We start from the raw sequence: 15467 nt of genomic DNA, 5'->3' as shown, positions 1-15467 counted from the left end.
CGGTTCTCACATTCCGGGGGGCGCCGGACGGGCCGGTGCTCCCGGAGACCCCGTCCGCTGGGGGACAGGGGGTTCGGTGGGCCGCGGGTCGCGGCGCAGGTGGCGGTCGAGGAAGCCCATGGCGCGCCGGAGGGCGGTCACGTGGTGGGCGCCGGTGTACCCGTCGTGGCCGGTGTCCAGCCACAAGGACTCGTGCGCGACGCCGGCCTGCCGCAGGGAAGCGAGGTAGCTCCGGACCTGGCCGGGCGGGCATTTGGCGTCGCGGGTGGCGGCGATCACCAGCAGGGGGGCGCGGACGTCGGCCGCGTAGTGGAGCGGCGAACTCCGCGCGTAGCGTGCGGGCACGGCGTCGGGGGTGCCGCCGAACAGCCGCTCGTCCAGGGCACGCAGTGCGGGGGTGCCCGTGCGGTGCGCCGCGGCGCAGTCGGCGACCGGTTTGACGGCGACGCCCGCCTGCCAGAGGTCCGGCCGGGTGCCGAGGGCGAGCAGCACCAGGTAGCCGCCCCAGGAGGTGCCCCACAGGCCGATCGCGTCCTCGCGGGCCAGTCCGCGACGGAGCAGGTCGGCCCGGACCGCGACGAGATCGGCGACCTGGGTGATCCCGACGCCCTCGCCGTATGCGGCGCGCCAGCGGGGGCCGTATCCGGTGGAGCCGCGGTAGTTGACCCGTGCGACCGCGAACCCGGAGGCGACCAGGGAGTGCACCTGCGGGTCGTAGGCGTCGCGGTCGTGGTCGGCGGGGCCGCCGTGCACCAGGAACACCAGCGGGGCCGGCCGGCCGGGGGCGTGGTCCGGTGCGCTGAGCAGGGTGTGCACGGGCCCGTCCGGGCCGGGGGTCCACAGGTCGCGGTGCCGGCCGGGTACCGGGGCGGGCAGGGCGGGGAGCGACGGGAGCCGGGTGCCGGCGGTGGAGCGCATCTGTGGCGGGGTGGCCGTGTCGGTCCACAGGCAGTGCACGTCATCGCCCGGGTGCGGGGCGGCGTCGAGCAGCGTGCCGGGCGGGCAGGGCACCGGGGTCAGGGTGCGTCGGTCGAGGTCGGCCGCGGTGAGGGTGGAGCGGCCGTGGCGGTCCTGGCGGATGAGGACGCGCCGTCCCCCGAGGTACCAGCGGGCGGTGATCTCGGTGTCGAAGCGGCACCAGTCCTGCGGCCGCAGTCCGGCGCCGGGCCGCCAACTGGCCAGGCGGTAGCGGTCGTTGTGCTCCTGCACCAGCAGCAGTTCGGTGGCTGACGGGGTCGGTGCAAAGCCGAGCGCCCACAGCCTTCCGCCCTGCCCGGAAAGCTGGTCGAGGACCGCCCCGGAGCAGGTCACCAGGGTGACCGCACGGTCGGAGCCCGCCGCCCCCGACAGCGCCAGCAGCCCGCCGGACGGCGAGATGCCGGTCAGCAGCGCGTGGCCGTCGACGGTCCGCACCGGCCGGGCCGGGCCGCCCGGTGTGCCGAGGTGGACGGTCATCCCATGGCCGTCCCCGAGCCCGATGGCCACGGTGCCGGCGTCACTGACCGCGAGACCGTACGGGAGTCCCGGCCGCAGGCCGGTCAGACCACGGAGCCGCGGCCCGCCCTCGAAGTCCTGGAAGTACCAGAGCCCGCGGCCGCTCCGGTCCTCGGCGAACCACCACACCCGGGCGTCCGCGTCGAGGGCGCAGTGCAGCGTGCCGTCCGGGCTGTCGGTGACCTGGCGTGCGGTGCCGGTGGTGGCGTTCCAGGTGAAGATTTCGCAGCGGCCGTCGGCGTCCGCGGCCAGGGCCATGCGCGCGGGGTCGCGTGGGCAGACCTCGGGGAGCGCCGATCGGTAGACCCGGAAGCCGGTGCCGGACGACGGTGTGGCGGTATGTGCCGCGGTCGCGCTCATACGGGCTCCTCCCCGGTGCCGCGGGGGACGGCCGGCGCCGCACAGGTCGCGTACAGCGCCAGTGCGGCCAGCAGCACGGCGCAGCCCGTCAGGGTGGCGGCGACACCGGTCCGCTCGACGGACAGCCCGGCGAGGGCCGGGGCCAGGGCCGCGGCTGCACCGGAGGTGGTGGCCAGCACGGTGCCGGTGCGGGCCTGGAGCCCGGGTGGGGTGATCTGGAGGATCCGGGCCTGTAGCGCAACGGTGGCCGGCGGCGTCAGGAAACAGAGGAGTCCGAAGAGCAGCGCGAACTGCCAGGCGTCGCGGGCCGTCGCCAGGGCCGCGGCGGGCGGCACCAGGAGCCAGGACACCGGCACCAGCACCCGCGCCGCGGAGCGCCGACGGACCAGTCGGGGTGCCGCCAGCGCGCCGGCCAGGCCGGCCACCCCGGCCGACGCGAGGACCAGGCCCAGCGGGGCCGCGCCCCGGCCGTGGTCCTGGAGGGCGAAGACCGTCGTGTAATACAGCGCGACGAGCAGCGCGTTGACGGCCGAGATCCAGACGAGCGCCAGCCGCAGGAAGGGTTCGCGGCGGATCAGGGCCGGCCCCGCCCCCGCTTCGGAGAGCAGGGCCCGCCAGGCCCGGTGCGGGGTGGCGGCCGGGGGCGACTGCTCCTGCCGTGCGGACAGATCGGAGCGCATGGCGTGGATGCCGCCCGCCGCGGCGGCGTACGACAGGGCGTCGACGAGGAACGGCAGCCAGGCGCCGACAGAGAAGAGCAGCCCGCCCAGCGCGGGGCCGACGACGAGGGCGCCCCGCTCCCCCGCCTCCAACCGGGACAGCACACGCCGGTGCGCCTCGGGGGGACACACCAGCGCCACGGTGCCCCGCGACGCCGCCTCGTAGCAGGCGGTCGCGCACCGCTCGACAAGTACGGCGGCGAGGAGCACGGCCACCGGGACCGGGCCCGCCGCGACGGCCACGGTGACACCGGTCATCGCCACTGCGGACACCAGCGCGGCACCCACCATCACCTGCTTGCGTGCCCCGCGGTCGGCGGGGACGGCGGCGAGCGGACCGAGGACCAGGGTGGCGGCCGCGGAGAGCCCGGCGAGGGCGCCGACCTCGGCGGGGGAACGGCCCAGGCTCAGCAACAACAGCGGCAGAACGAACCCGGACGCCTGGCTGCCGAGTGCGTCGCAGGTACCCGCCCCCCAGAACAGCCGGACATCGCGACGGGCGTGGGGCAGGGACACGGCGGACGCTGCCGCCGTAGCGGGCCGCGTCATCAGGGACGGCCCGGGGCCGGTCTCGCGGCGCCGTGCACGGCACCGTGACGGGTGCCGTCCAATGCCGCCCCGGCCCGGTCATTCACCGGCCGGTTCGCCGGCACAGTCCGGGATAACGCCGACGGTAAGCCGGGCGGCATGCCGTGCGGTAAGCCGTGCGGTAAGTCGCCTCCGCGCGGGGTCGCTGAGCGCCGTTCCATGCGAAGCCACCTCGGTTTTCGTGGGCAGATCGTGAAGATTGCCGCACCAATAGGTCAACTTGCGGAGGAAATGTGCCTAAAGCGTGCTGGAGCTTAACCAGCCAGTGACACAGGCCACAAGATGTCGGACAGGGAACACCTTCGGCCGCCCTCACCCCGCCTGCTCCGGGCTCCTCGGACAGCCGGGCCGGACGCCCTCGGCGGCGCCTCACCCGGGATTCCCCGGGCTTTCCGCCCGCCGCCCGCACCGCGCACGGCTCCCGGACCGGTCCCCCGCACCGGTTTGTATTCTCGGCAGGCGCCACCGATCGAAGCGGCACCTGCGAGAGGAACCACCATGACCACCGAGCTGAGCCCCGACGCCCTGACCGGCCTCCTTGAGCGCGCCCGCCAGGACTACCAGGACCTCGTGGGCCGCGGACTCTCTCTCGACCTCACCCGCGGCAAGCCGGCACCGGAGCAGCTCGACCTCTCCGCGGACCTGCTGAGCCTGCCCGGCGAGCGGCACACCTCCGCCGACGGCACGGACGTGCGCAACTACGGCGGACTCCAGGGGCTGCCCGAGCTGCGGGAGATCTTCGCCGAGGTGCTCCAGGTGCCGGCCGGCCAGCTGCTCGCGGCCGGGAACTCCAGCCTCGAGCTGATGCACGACTGCCTGGTGCACGCCCTGCTGAGCGTGCTGCCGGGCGCCGAGTCACGCTGGGTGGACCAGGAGCGGATCGCGTTCCTGTGCCCGATACCCGGCTATGACCGGCATTTCGCGCTCTGCGAGCGGTTCGGTATCGACATGATCCAGGTGCCGATGACCGCCGAGGGCCCGGACATGGAGGCCGTGGAGCGGCTGGTCGCCGAGGACCCGGCGATCAAGGGCATCTGGTGCGTACCGAAGTACAGCAACCCGGACGGCGTCTGCTACAGCGACGCGACCGTGGCCCGGCTCGCCTCGATGAGCACCGCCGCCGCCGACTTCCGGATCTTCTGGGACAACGCCTACGCCGCCCACCACCTCACCGACGAGCCCGTCGAGATAGCCGGTCTGCTCGCCGCCTGTACCGAGGCCGGGAACCCGGACCGGGCCTTCGTGTTCGGCTCCACCTCGAAGATCACCGCGGCGGGCGCGGGGGTCGCCTTCTTCGGTTCGTCGCCCGCGAACGTGCAGTGGCTGCTCGGCAACAACGCCAAGCGGTCGATCGGCCCCGACAAGGTCAACCAGCTGCGGCACGTCCTGTTCCTGCGGGACGCCGACGGGGTGCGGGCCCACATGGAGCGCCAGCGCGCCGTGCTCCAGCCCAAGTTCGAGAGCGTGGCGCGGATCCTGGACGCCGAGCTCGGCGGAACCGGGCTCGCGACCTGGACCTCGCCCAAGGGCGGTTACTTCGTGACCCTCGAGGTGCCGGACGGCTGTGCCAAGGAGGTCGTACGCCGTGCCGCCGAGGCCGGAATCGTACTGACCCCGGCCGGCGCCACGCACCCCTACGGCGACGACCCGCGCGACGCGGTCATCCGGATCGCGCCCAGCTACCCGGGCCTCGCGGAGCTGGAGCAGGCCATCGAAGGGCTCGCCGTCTGCGTCCGGCTCGCGGGGTACGAGCAGCGGGCTCGCTAGGGGCCCCACGCCCGGCCCTGCCCGAACCCGTGGGCGCAACGGGTCCGGGCGGGGGGCGTGCGTGACCCGGCCGAGGGCTTCTTCGCCGGTTCACGCGCCGGGGGCCGCGCCTCGCCCCGGCCAGCGGGGATGCAAGGATGCCGTCATGAGTAACGACGTGTTTTTCGACATCACCATCGACGGCGATCCGGCTGGGCGGATCGTTTTCACCCTGTTCGACGACGTGGTCCCCAAGACCGCGCGGAACTTCCGTGAGCTCGCCACCGGTCAGCACGGCTTCGGCTACGAGGGATCCGGCTTCCACCGCGTCATCCCCGACTTCATGCTCCAGGGAGGCGACTTCACCGCAGGCAACGGCACCGGCGGCAAGAGCATCTACGGCGAGAAGTTCGCGGACGAGAACTTCCAGCTCAAGCACACCAAGCCCGGCCAGCTGTCCATGGCCAACGCCGGCCGGAACACCAACGGCTCGCAGTTCTTCATCACCACCATCGTCACGGACTGGCTCGACAACAAGCACGTCGTCTTCGGCGAGGTCGTCGAGGGCATGGACGTCGTCCGGAAGATCGAGTCCCTGGGCTCCCACGGCGGCACCACCCGCGCCAAGATCACCATCGCCAAGTCCGGCGTGGTCACGCAGTAATCACCGCACATCCGCCGCGCCGGGCAGTCCCGGCCGGCCCTCCGGGGCCGGCGCCGGTCGACGGCCCGGCGCGGCGCGGTGGGGAGCCCGTCGGGCCGGCTCCGGCCACGGGCGTCACCTCTCGCGCACGGCGTAGCCGAGCGCCTGTTCGCTCAGCAACTCCTCGACGAGGCCGAGGAGTTGCAGCACCGCTTCGGCGATCGCGTCCGGTTTCTCGCCCGCGACGATGCGCCGGCCGATCTCGGCGTAGACCAGCGAGTGGAACCAGCCGATCTGACCGGCCACCAGGCGCGGCAGCTGGTCGTCCGGCGCCGCCCCGGTCTCCTCCGCCAGGACGGTGGCGAGCGCGTCGGTCATCTGCCGGCCGAGGTCCTCCAGCCGGGCGGTGAGAGTGGGGGCGGCCCGCATCATGTCGAAGACACGGCCGAAGCCTTCGGTCAGGCCCACGCTGGTCGCGGCGCCGCAGTTCGTCCCGTAGGCGGTCGAGTACGGCCCGCGCGGCGGACTCGCCGGGCTGCCGGGCGCGGACGATGTCGGCGAGCCGCTGCGGAGAGGCTTGGTCCGGCGGCAGCACGAGGTCTTCTTTCGCCTCGTAATAGTTGTAGAGAGTGTTGACCGAGACCTCCGCCGCCGCGGCGACTTCGGCGATGGTGACGTGGTCAAAACCCCGCTCCACGAACAGGCCGAGGGCCACCTCGGAGATGCGTTGCCGTGTCTGCCGCTTTTTGCGTTCCCGCAGCCCTTCCGTCATGGCGCAAGTCTCATCGCCATGCACATTCACCCTGCATTGCCTCTTTGTCATGCAGGGCGCTTGCCTTGCATTTGCGTTGTGCTTCTCCGCGCTTCCACGGCGCCTTTCTCCCGTCGGTTATTCGCGTCTCTCCCGCCGGCTATTCGCGTCGACGGCGCGGGCGGGCGGACCTGACCGCGGGCAGACCTGAATCCCCTTCGGCCGCGCTCCCGCCCGGTGGCCTCGCACGGTTATCAGCCGGCGAGCCGCTCACTGCCGGGGAAACCCGTGGGCAGCCACCGGGCGGAGGCTCTCGCGCGGGAGGCGAGGTGGGCGACGTAGGCCTCGCGAAGCTCGTCCGGCGTCGCGAACCGCGGCTCGTCGGCGAGCCATTCGTCCGGGACGGCGGCGACGACCGCCCGCAGCAATTCGGGCGTCACACGGTGCGCGAGTTCGGCATCCGCCGCCGCCATGTCGGGGTGACGGGAACCGAGCGCGTGGTACCGGAAGTCGTAGGCCTTTTCGACGGCGTCCGCCGCGGTGTCCCACCGGTGATGGAAGACGAGCGAGGCGCCGTGGTCGATGAGCCACAGGCGGGGCTCCTGATGGCCGGAGGCCGGCCAGGTCAGGAGATTCGCGCTGTGCACCGTGCGGTCCACATTGGCGGTGAACGCGTCCAGCCAGATGATCCGGGCGGACGGGCCGGTTTCGCATGTTTCGCGCAACTACCGTGTCGCCCATTGCCTTTCGGGCGAGCCGTCGCTGCACTGGCGCCGTGGACACCTCTGTCAGGCCGAACAGCGAGTGGCGCGGTGCGCGCCCGGGTGCGGGCGGCACCCCGGCCGCCCGGCGCGTGACCCACCTCACACCGGCTGGCCGGAACTCACACTTCCAGTTGCCCGACTCCCTGATGCATACGGCAGAGGACTGGGCCACATCACCTTCGAGCTGGGAGCATCCGCGTGCCCACTGAACAACGTCTCGCATCGAGCAAGGCCGGCGATGCCCCGGACGCCGTCGGCTCCGACACGCAAGGGGCGGCCGTACAGCGGACCGGGTGGTCCGTCCTTCGCCCGCTGGTATTGCGCCTGCACTTCTATGCCGGTGTACTCGTCGCGCCATTCCTCCTTGTCACCGCGGTCACCGGACTGCTCTACGCCGGCTCGTTCCAGGCGGAGAAGGTGATCTATGCGCACGAATTGAGCGTCCCGGCCGGTGAGCACACGCTGCCGGTGTCCCGGCAGGTCGCCGCCGCCCGTAAAGCGCATCCGGAGGGCAAGGTCGCCGCCGTCCGCCCGGCACCACAGCCGGGGGACACCACACGCGTCCTGCTCTCCGACGTGCCGGGAGTGACCGCCGAGCACCAGCTCGCCGTCTTCGTCGACCCGCACACCGGCAGCGTCCGGGGCGCGCTGGAGACGTACGGCGCCACGGGTGCACTGCCGATGCGCACCTGGCTCGACGATCTCCATCGCAATCTCCACCTGGGCGAGAGCGGCCGCCTCTACAGCGAACTGGCCGCCAGCTGGCTGTGGGTGGTCGCCGGCGGCGGACTCGCGCTGTGGATCGGGCGTAAGCGCACGAACCGCAAACTGCGGACTCTCGCCCTGCCGGATCGCGCCGCCACCGGACGGCGCAGGACGCTGTCATGGCACGGCGCGGTGGGGGTGTGGGCGGCGGTCGGCCTCTTCTTCCTCTCCGCCACGGGGCTGACGTGGTCCACGTACGCCGGGGGGAACATCGATGAAATCCGCCAGTCACTGGGGCAGGCGACGCCGACCGTCTCGACGGCCGTGGCCGAGGACCATGCCCACCATGGCGGCTCCGGCGGGATGGCGGGGATGCCCGACATGCCGGGGATGGACGGGAAGAGGGACGGTGCGCCGGGCGGCGCGGCGTCCGCGGACGTGGGCATCGACAAGGTGCTCGAGGCGGCTCGTGCCGAGGGGCTGTCCAACCCCGTGGAGATCGGTCTGCCGACGGACAGCGGCAGCGCCTATGTCGTCAAGCAGGTACAGCGCAGCTGGCCGGAGAAGCAGGACGCCGTCGCCGTGGACCCGGGCACGGGAAAGGTCACGGACGTCTCGCGCTTCGCGGACTACCCCGTCCTCGCCAAGCTCACCCGCTACGGCATCGACCTGCACACCGGCACCCTTTTCGGCATCGTCAACCAGATCGCCCTGGCCGCGCTCGCCCTCGCGCTGATCTTCCTGATCGTCCTGGGGTACCGGATGTGGTGGCAGCGCCGCCCCACCCGCGCCCACGCCCTGTCCTTCGGACGTCCCCTTCCGCGTGGCGCGTGGCGGCAGACTCCGCTGCCCGTACTGATCCCGCTCGGGCTCGTCGTCGCGGTGGTGGGCTGGGCGGTGCCGCTGCTCGGTATCTCGCTCGCCGCGTTCCTGGTCGTGGACATCCTGCTCGGTGTGATCGGACGCCGACGCGTCCCTGCCCCGGTTGACTGACGGCTTCGGCGGGCGGATGCCGCCGGAGAGCCGGCGGCATCCGCCCGCGGCAGATCCGTGGCGCTACCAGTAGTGCTTCCGCCCGCCGACCGCGTGCCCCAGCGAGCCGAGGATCCACAGAATCGCGCCGATCACGGCCAGAATGATTCCGATGGTCCAGAGGATGGAGATTCCGGTCAGGAATCCGACAATGAGCAGAATAATTCCGAGAACGACCACGATGCGCTCCGATCCCGTGTGAGTTTCCTTTAACTTTGGGCCTCGGTTTCCGGCTCGGCAAGTTCTGGGAGGCCCCGGAAAACCGCCGATGGCGCGGTTCGGCCGCCGTCTGCATTACTCACCTCTTTCCCTGGCCCCCGGTCGGCGACGGCCGGACGAGTGTGCGGTCCGACGATCCGGGGGGACCATGGAAGCCACAGCACTCACCGGAGCGCGGGCCGGCCACGGACAGATGCGTGGGCAGGCCACGGAACGGGGCGAGGGGCAGCCCCGGCGGTCCGGCAGACGGAAGGAGTGCCGGGGTGTGCGCAGCCGATGTGCGTCCGTCCGGCGCCGGCGAACCGGAGGGCAAGAAGGTGCCCGCGGGTGGACCGGAGGGCAAGAAGTGGCCCGCCGGTGGACCGGAGGGCAAGTCGTCGCAGCCGAGCGGGCTGATGGACCTCCTCGCTGTTGCCGCGGTGCTGGTGGACGCGGAGGGGCGGATCGTCCTCTGGAGCCCGCAGGCCGAGGATCTGTACGGCTACACCTCCGGGGAGGCCCTCGGGCAGTACGCGGCGCCGCTGCTCATCCACGAAGAGCACTGGGACCTGGTGATCAAGAAGTTCGCCGAGGTCATGGAGACCGGCAAGAGCTGGGGCGGCACCTTCCCGGTCCGGCACAAGGACGGCACCGAACGGCTGGTGGAACTGCGCAACATGCGGCTGCTGGACGACCGCGGCGACTTCTATGCCCTGGGGCTCGCCACCGACTCACCGACGCTCCGCGAGGTGGAGCGGGATGTCGCCCTGTCCACCCGGCTGATCTCCCAGTCCCCCATCGGGCTGGCGATACTCGACACCGAGCTGCGCTATGTGTCCGTCAACCCCGCCCTGGAGCGGATGCACGGCATTCCCGCGAAGGATCACCTCGGCCGGCACTACCGCGAGATCATGACCGCCGCGAAGTTCGAGGTGCCCGAGGCCGCGATGCGGGAGGTCCTGGAGACCGGGGTCCCCATGGTCGACCAGGCCACGGTCGTCGGCCGCAGCCCCGCCGACCCCGACCACCAGCACGCCTGGTCGATCTCGTTGTACCGGCTGGAGGACCCCCAGGGGCGGGTGCTCGGAGTGGCCGACCTGGTGGTGGACGTCACCGACCGGTACCAGGCAGCCATGGAGGCCACCGAGGCCCGGCGGCGGCTGGCCCTGATCGCGGACGGGTCCGCCCGTATCGGCACCACGTTGGAGGTGGAGCAGACCGCCCGTGAGCTGGCCGAGGTCACCGTTCCCGAACTCGCCGACATGGTCACGGTCGATGTGCTCGACTCCGTCCTGGGTGAGCACCGTCCCGCGCGCGAGGAAGGCCCCGCGCTCTTTCGTGCCCTCGCCGTGAAAGGCGCCTACCCCACCGAGGCCCTCCAGGCCGCCGACCCTCCGGGCCAGACCGCCGCCTACGACGCCGACCGCCTGGCCACCCTCTGCGTACGCACCGGCCGCCCGATGATGGTCTCCCACACGGACGACCACGACCTGGCACGCATCGCCCGCGACGACCACGCCGCCACCTTGCTGGCCCGCGCCGGGGTGCACTCCTACCTGCTCGCCCCGCTCATCGCCCGCGGCCAGATCCTGGGCTGTCTGGGTCTCACCCGCGCCCGCAACCCGCTGCCCTTCGACGAGGACGACCTCGCCCTGGCCGCCGAGCTGGCCTCCCGCGCCGCCGTGTGCATCGACAACGCCCGCTCCCACCAGAGCGTGCGCAACGCCGCCGAGACCCTCCAGCGCAGCCTGCTCCCCGACCACCCGCCCCACCTCCCCGGTCTCCAGATCGCCTCCCGGTACCGTCCCGCGCAGGCCACGTACGAGATCGGCGGCGACTGGTACGACGTCCTCCCGCTCGAAGGGGACAAGACCGCACTCGTCGTGGGCGATGTCATGGGCAGCGGAATCGACGCCGCCGCCACCATGGGCCGCCTGCGCACCGCCACCAGCGCCTTCGCCGACCTCGATCTCGACCCCGCCCAGGTCCTCCAGCACCTCGACAAGATCACCTCAGGGCTGGAGCACTACATCGCCACCTGCGTCTACGCCACCTACGATCCGCACCACGCCGAATGCCACATCGCCACCGCCGGTCACCTGCCGCCCGTCCTGGTCCGCAGGGGCCGCCGCCCCGAACTTCTCGACCTGCCCACCGGCACCCCGCTCGGGGTCGGCGGCGTCCCCTTCGAGACCACCACCTTCCGCCTCGGCCCGGGCGACCAGCTGGTCCTGTACACCGACGGGCTGGTCGAGACCCGCCACCACCCCATCGACGCACGCCTCGAAACCCTGCGCCGCCTGCTCGACGCCCCCGACCGCTCCCTGGAGGAGACCTGCGACCGGCTCCTTCGCGAACTCCGGCGCCCCGACGACCCGGATGACGTCGCCCTGCTCATCGCCCGCACCGGGCCCTTCACCTCCGCCCCGTAGCGCCGTCAGCGTCGTCTCCCGCCCCTTGGGACGCCCCCTCACGGGACACCGTGCGGGGGCGCTGCGCGTGCGCGCCCCGTTCGCCCCTCCCGGCAGCCGGGTAAAGCCTTTCCCTCGCTCCCGTATGGCGCAGCTCTCGGCCGGCCGGCCGATCCGGCCCGAGGAGCACGGCAAAGCGGCAGCTCAAGCACCATTTCCAGGGTGGTTTTGCGAGCTGGGGAACGAGTTTCCGCGCGGTGCCGGGCGGGTGACGGCCCGGTTGACGGAGCGGCGCCCGAGGGACACGCTCATTACATAGGTGCTCGATACAACTGGCTCAGCCGAGGCTGTCGGGCAACCGGGCATCGATGTGTCCGCTCGCGGTGTCCGGCGGCTCCTGGGCCGGATCAGGAGGACATGGCATGTGTGGGATCACCGGCTGGATTTCCTTCGACCGTGATCTGCGCTCCGAGCAGGAGACCGTGGACGCGATGACCGAGACGATGGCCTGCCGCGGTCCGGACGACCGTGGCACCTGGGTGCAGGGGCCGGCCGCTCTCGGCCACTGCCGCCTCGCGATCATCGACCTGCCCGGTGGACGTCAGCCGATGACCGCCGAGCGGGCGGACGGCAGCCCGGTCACCCTCGTGTACTCCGGCGAGGCCTACAACTTCGGCGAACTCAGGAAGGAACTCGCCTCCAGGGGCCACCGTTTCACGACCGACTCCGACACCGAGGTCGTCCTGCGCGGATACCTCGAATGGGGCGAGGAGGTCGCCGGACGCCTCAACGGGATGTTCGCGTTCGCGGTCTGGGACGAGCAGCGCCGACGGCTCGTCATGATCCGCGACCGGATGGGGATCAAGCCCTTCTACTACTACCCCACCCCTGACGGCGTGCTGTTCGGCTCCGAGCCGAAGGCGATCCTCGCCCATCCGCTGGCCGGGCGGAACGTCGGCCTCGACGGCCTCCGCGAGCTCTTCGCCTTCGTCAAGACGCCCGGCCACGCCATCTGGGAGGGCATGTACGAGGTGGAGCCCGGCACCGTGGTCACCGTGGACCGCAACGGGCTGCGCCGGCACGTCTACTGGTCGCTGCGGACCCGTGCGCACCTCGACGACCGGGACACCTCGATCGCCCATGTCCGTACGCTGCTCGACGACATCGTCCGCCGTCAGCTCGTCGCCGATGTGCCGCGCTGCACCCTGCTGTCGGGCGGCCTGGACTCCTCCGCCATGACCGCGCTGGCGGCCCGTCAGCTGGGGGAGACGGACGAAACGGTACGCAGTTTCGCGGTCGACTTCGCCGGGCGGACCGAGCACTTCGTGGCCGACGAGCTGCGCGCCACCCCCGACGCCCCCTTCGTGCACGACGTGGCCCGCCTCGCCGGCACCGACCACCAGGACATCGTGCTGGACTCGGCCGACCTGGCCGACCTCGATGTCCGCGCGAAGGTCATCCGCGCGCGGGACATCCCGATGGGCTTCGGCGACATGGACGCCTCGCTCTATCTGCTGTTCAAGGCGATCCGCGGGCACTCGACGGTCGCCCTGTCCGGTGAGTCGGCGGACGAGGTCTTCGGCGGGTACAAGCAGTTCTTCGACGAGGAGGCCCGACGGGCCGACACCTTCCCCTGGCTCGTCCGCTTCGCGGAGCACTTCGGCGACGACGGCGACATCCTGAACCCCGCTGTCACCACCTCCCTCGACCTGGGCTCCTACATCCAGGACGGCTACCGCTCCGCCATCAAGGGCGTCGAGCGTCTCGACGGGGAGAGCGACTTCGAGTTCCGCATGCGCACGATCTGCTATCTGCATCTGACGCGCTTCGTCCGGATCCTGCTCGACCGCAAGGACCGCGCGAGCATGGCGGTCGGACTGGAGGTGCGGGTGCCGTTCTGCGACCACCGGCTGGTCGAGTACGTCTACAACGCGCCATGGTCGCTGAAGTCCTTCGACGGACGGGAGAAGAGCCTGTTGCGCGAGGCCACGGCGGATCTGCTGCCGAAGTCGGTGTACGACCGCGTGAAGAGCCCCTACCCCTCCACACAGGACCCGCAGTACGCGGTCGCGCTCCAGCACCACGCCAAGGACTTGCTGTCGCGCCGCTCGCACCCCGTGTTCGATCTCGTCAACCGCAACTGGCTGGAGCGCGCGGCGAACCACGACTCTCCCCAGATCACCCAGGCGTCCCGGCGCGGGCTCGAGAAGACGCTGGATCTGGCTCTGTGGTGGGACATGTACTCCCCCACGGTTACGCTCTCTTGATCTGAACGGGCGCGCGATGGGCTGAGCGATGACAATCGGTGACGACGAGGCGCTACAGCTGGTGGTCTCCCTGCACCGGCTCACCCGGAGCCTGCGCAGGGCCTCCACGGCGGGCAGCGTCCATCTGACGCATATCGCCGTCCTGGCACTGCTGACACGGCAGGGCCCGGCCCGGGTCGGCGAGATCGCGCAGTGGGTGCCCTGCTCCCAGCCGACCGCCACCGCCGCCGTCATCGGGCTGGAGGAGGCGGGCCTGGTCCGCCGCGAGTCCGACCCGGCCGACAAGCGTGCCAGCCGGGTCCAGCTCACCGAACGCGGCACCGCCGCGCTGGCCGACATCGCACGCGGCGAAGCCGAGGTACTGGCCACCCGCCTCGCTTCGCTGCGGCCCGCCGAGATCCGCCAACTCGCCGAGGTGGAACCCCTGCTGCGCAGGCTCGCGGACACAGCGGACTGAGGCTCGCCCTCCCGGGTCGGCCGACGTGGGTGCACGAGCCGCGACGTCGGCCGCCCGGGTGTGCGAGGGCCGGCCGGGCCGAGTGGCGTCCGCGCGCAGGGGCTGGAACGCGCGATACTCAGCCGACCGGACGGGGCGTGACACCTCGCAGCAGGGGTGGCCCGTCCCCTTGGAGCGCTGACCCGTCCCCCTTGGAGCGCTGAGCAGATGACCGGCAACCCCGGTGCGGCACCGACTCCCCCGTCGGCCGGGGCGGGGAACGGGCCCGCCGTCTCCCGCCAGGAGTTCGACGCACTGTTCGCGGCAGTCCGTACGTGGGGCCGCTGGACGCCCGCCGACCGCGGCGCCTGGAACCGGGTGACCCCGGACCACGTACGGCGGGCCGCCGCCCTGGCCCGGTCCGGAACGGTCGTTCCCCTGGCGCGCCCGTGGAACACGGCCGCGGGCCCGGACAACAGCAAGCCGGCCCTGCACTACATGTCCGACCTCGGGGATGTGGAGGCTCCGGAACCCTCCACGCACAAGGACTTCATCGCCGTCGACTATCACGGCAAAGCGACCAGCCACCTGGACGCCCTGTCCCATGCCGCCTACCGGGGACAGCTCTACGACGGCCGCACGGCGCGCGAGTGCGTCGATGCCGGAGGGGCCCGCTTCGGCGCCGTATCGGCACTGGGCCCCCTCGTGACGCGAGGGGTGCTGCTCGACCTGCCCACCGTGCTGGGGTGCCCATGGCTGGAGCCGGGGCGGGCTGTGCACGCCGGGGACATCGTGTCCGCGGAGCGGGCACTCGGCGTGACGATCGGCGAGGGCGACGCGGTGCTGCTGCGGTCCGGCAGCGTCCGCCGCCGCCGGGAGAAGGGCGCCTGGGACCCCGGCACGGCGAGCGCGGGCTTTCACGTGGACGCCGTGCCCCTGCTGGCCGAGCGGGGGATCGCCCTGCTCGGCGGCGACGGCGACAGCGACGTACGGCCCTCACCGGTCGAGGGGGTGCATTCCCCGGTCCACGCCCTCGCCCTCGCCGCGATGGGAGTGCCGCTCCTGGACAATCTCGACCTCGAAGCGCTCTCGGCCGCCGGCGCGGAGGCGGGCCGCTATGCGTTCCTCCTCGTGGTGGCCCCGCTGAACATCCCTGGCGGCACGGGCTCGCCCGTCAACCCGGTCGCGGTGCTGTGACGGCGAGGCCGGACGGCTGACGGCCGGGCCGCACCGTTTCCGGTCATGACCGCGGGTAACGGCCGACGCGCAGCCCCGACGGCCCCCAGCCCTCTGGAGCGACAGGACCCTCGTCCGTTATATGTACAAAGATCTACAATTGGAGCGCATGATGCG

At 72.0% G+C, this 15467-nt stretch carries 10 protein-coding genes and 2 pseudogenes; 7 read left to right on the top strand and 5 right to left on the bottom strand.

Annotated features, from left to right (window positions below; translation table 11 throughout):
- Positions 1 to 6: 6 nt before the first annotated feature.
- Positions 7 to 1854 (bottom strand): alpha/beta fold hydrolase, encoded by a 1848-nt coding sequence (locus IF67_RS46225; RefSeq protein WP_420708638.1) that lies wholly within the window; start codon positions 1852 to 1854, stop codon positions 7 to 9.
- Positions 1851 to 3089 carry an MFS transporter gene (locus tag IF67_RS0111975; RefSeq protein ID WP_234341058.1) on the bottom strand — a complete coding sequence of 413 codons (1239 nt, stop codon included), beginning with the start codon at positions 3087 to 3089 and terminating at the stop codon, positions 1851 to 1853. The genes IF67_RS46225 and IF67_RS0111975 overlap by 4 nt, the downstream gene beginning before the upstream one ends.
- Positions 3090 to 3659: 570 nt before the next feature.
- On the opposite strand from IF67_RS0111975, the gene IF67_RS0111970 reads away from it, so the two are divergent.
- Both IF67_RS0111970 and IF67_RS0111965 read left to right on the top strand, forming a co-directional pair.
- On the top strand, positions 3660 to 4928 hold the full coding sequence (locus tag IF67_RS0111970; RefSeq protein WP_030984872.1) for an aminotransferase class I/II-fold pyridoxal phosphate-dependent enzyme: 1269 nt from the start codon (positions 3660 to 3662) through the stop codon (positions 4926 to 4928).
- A gap of 145 nt (positions 4929 to 5073) precedes the next feature.
- Entirely contained in the window at positions 5074 to 5571 is a 498-nt protein-coding gene (locus IF67_RS0111965) for a peptidylprolyl isomerase (protein ID WP_030984870.1), read from the top strand.
- A gap of 114 nt (positions 5572 to 5685) precedes the next feature.
- Here the strand turns inward: IF67_RS0111965 and IF67_RS39060 are convergent.
- Positions 5686 to 6322 (bottom strand): annotated as a pseudogene (locus IF67_RS39060) (TetR/AcrR family transcriptional regulator).
- Between the two features lie 233 nt (positions 6323 to 6555).
- Positions 6556 to 6999 (bottom strand): annotated as a pseudogene (locus tag IF67_RS0111955) (hypothetical protein); the annotation flags it as partial.
- 264 nt (positions 7000 to 7263) lie between these two features.
- On the opposite strand from IF67_RS0111955, the gene IF67_RS0111950 reads away from it, so the two are divergent.
- A complete protein-coding gene (locus IF67_RS0111950) occupies positions 7264 to 8763 on the top strand; it encodes a PepSY-associated TM helix domain-containing protein (RefSeq protein ID WP_030984866.1) in 1500 nt (499 codons plus the stop codon).
- Positions 8764 to 8826: 63 nt separating this feature from the next.
- Here the strand turns inward: IF67_RS0111950 and IF67_RS44200 are convergent, their stop codons facing one another.
- A complete protein-coding gene (locus IF67_RS44200; RefSeq protein ID WP_150127167.1) occupies positions 8827 to 8982 on the bottom strand; it encodes a DUF6131 family protein in 156 nt (51 codons plus the stop codon).
- A gap of 356 nt (positions 8983 to 9338) precedes the next feature.
- Between IF67_RS44200 and IF67_RS0111940 the strand changes: the two genes are divergently transcribed.
- From IF67_RS0111940 to IF67_RS0111925, 4 genes are all read left to right on the top strand, one after another.
- Positions 9339 to 11432, top strand: a complete 2094-nt coding sequence (locus tag IF67_RS0111940) for a SpoIIE family protein phosphatase (protein ID WP_030984864.1) — start codon at positions 9339 to 9341, stop codon at positions 11430 to 11432.
- Between the two features lie 401 nt (positions 11433 to 11833).
- The gene (gene asnB, locus IF67_RS0111935; protein ID WP_030984862.1) at positions 11834 to 13678 is read left to right on the top strand and encodes an asparagine synthase (glutamine-hydrolyzing); all 1845 of its coding nucleotides are present in this window, start codon (positions 11834 to 11836) and stop codon (positions 13676 to 13678) included.
- Positions 13679 to 13706: 28 nt separating this feature from the next.
- Entirely contained in the window at positions 13707 to 14135 is a 429-nt protein-coding gene (locus IF67_RS0111930; protein ID WP_030984860.1) for a MarR family winged helix-turn-helix transcriptional regulator, read from the top strand.
- Positions 14136 to 14342: 207 nt separating this feature from the next.
- The gene (locus IF67_RS0111925) at positions 14343 to 15311 is read left to right on the top strand and encodes a cyclase family protein (protein ID WP_030984858.1); all 969 of its coding nucleotides are present in this window, start codon (positions 14343 to 14345) and stop codon (positions 15309 to 15311) included.
- Positions 15312 to 15467: the final 156 nt, after the last annotated feature.

Origin of the sequence: Streptomyces sp. NRRL S-1813, from assembly GCF_000719605.1 — a bacterium.
In the GTDB taxonomy this organism is placed as follows: domain Bacteria; phylum Actinomycetota; class Actinomycetes; order Streptomycetales; family Streptomycetaceae; genus Streptomyces; species Streptomyces decoyicus.
Note: the sequence above shows the minus strand (reverse complement) of the source record. Positions and strands in the feature narration are given on the sequence as shown.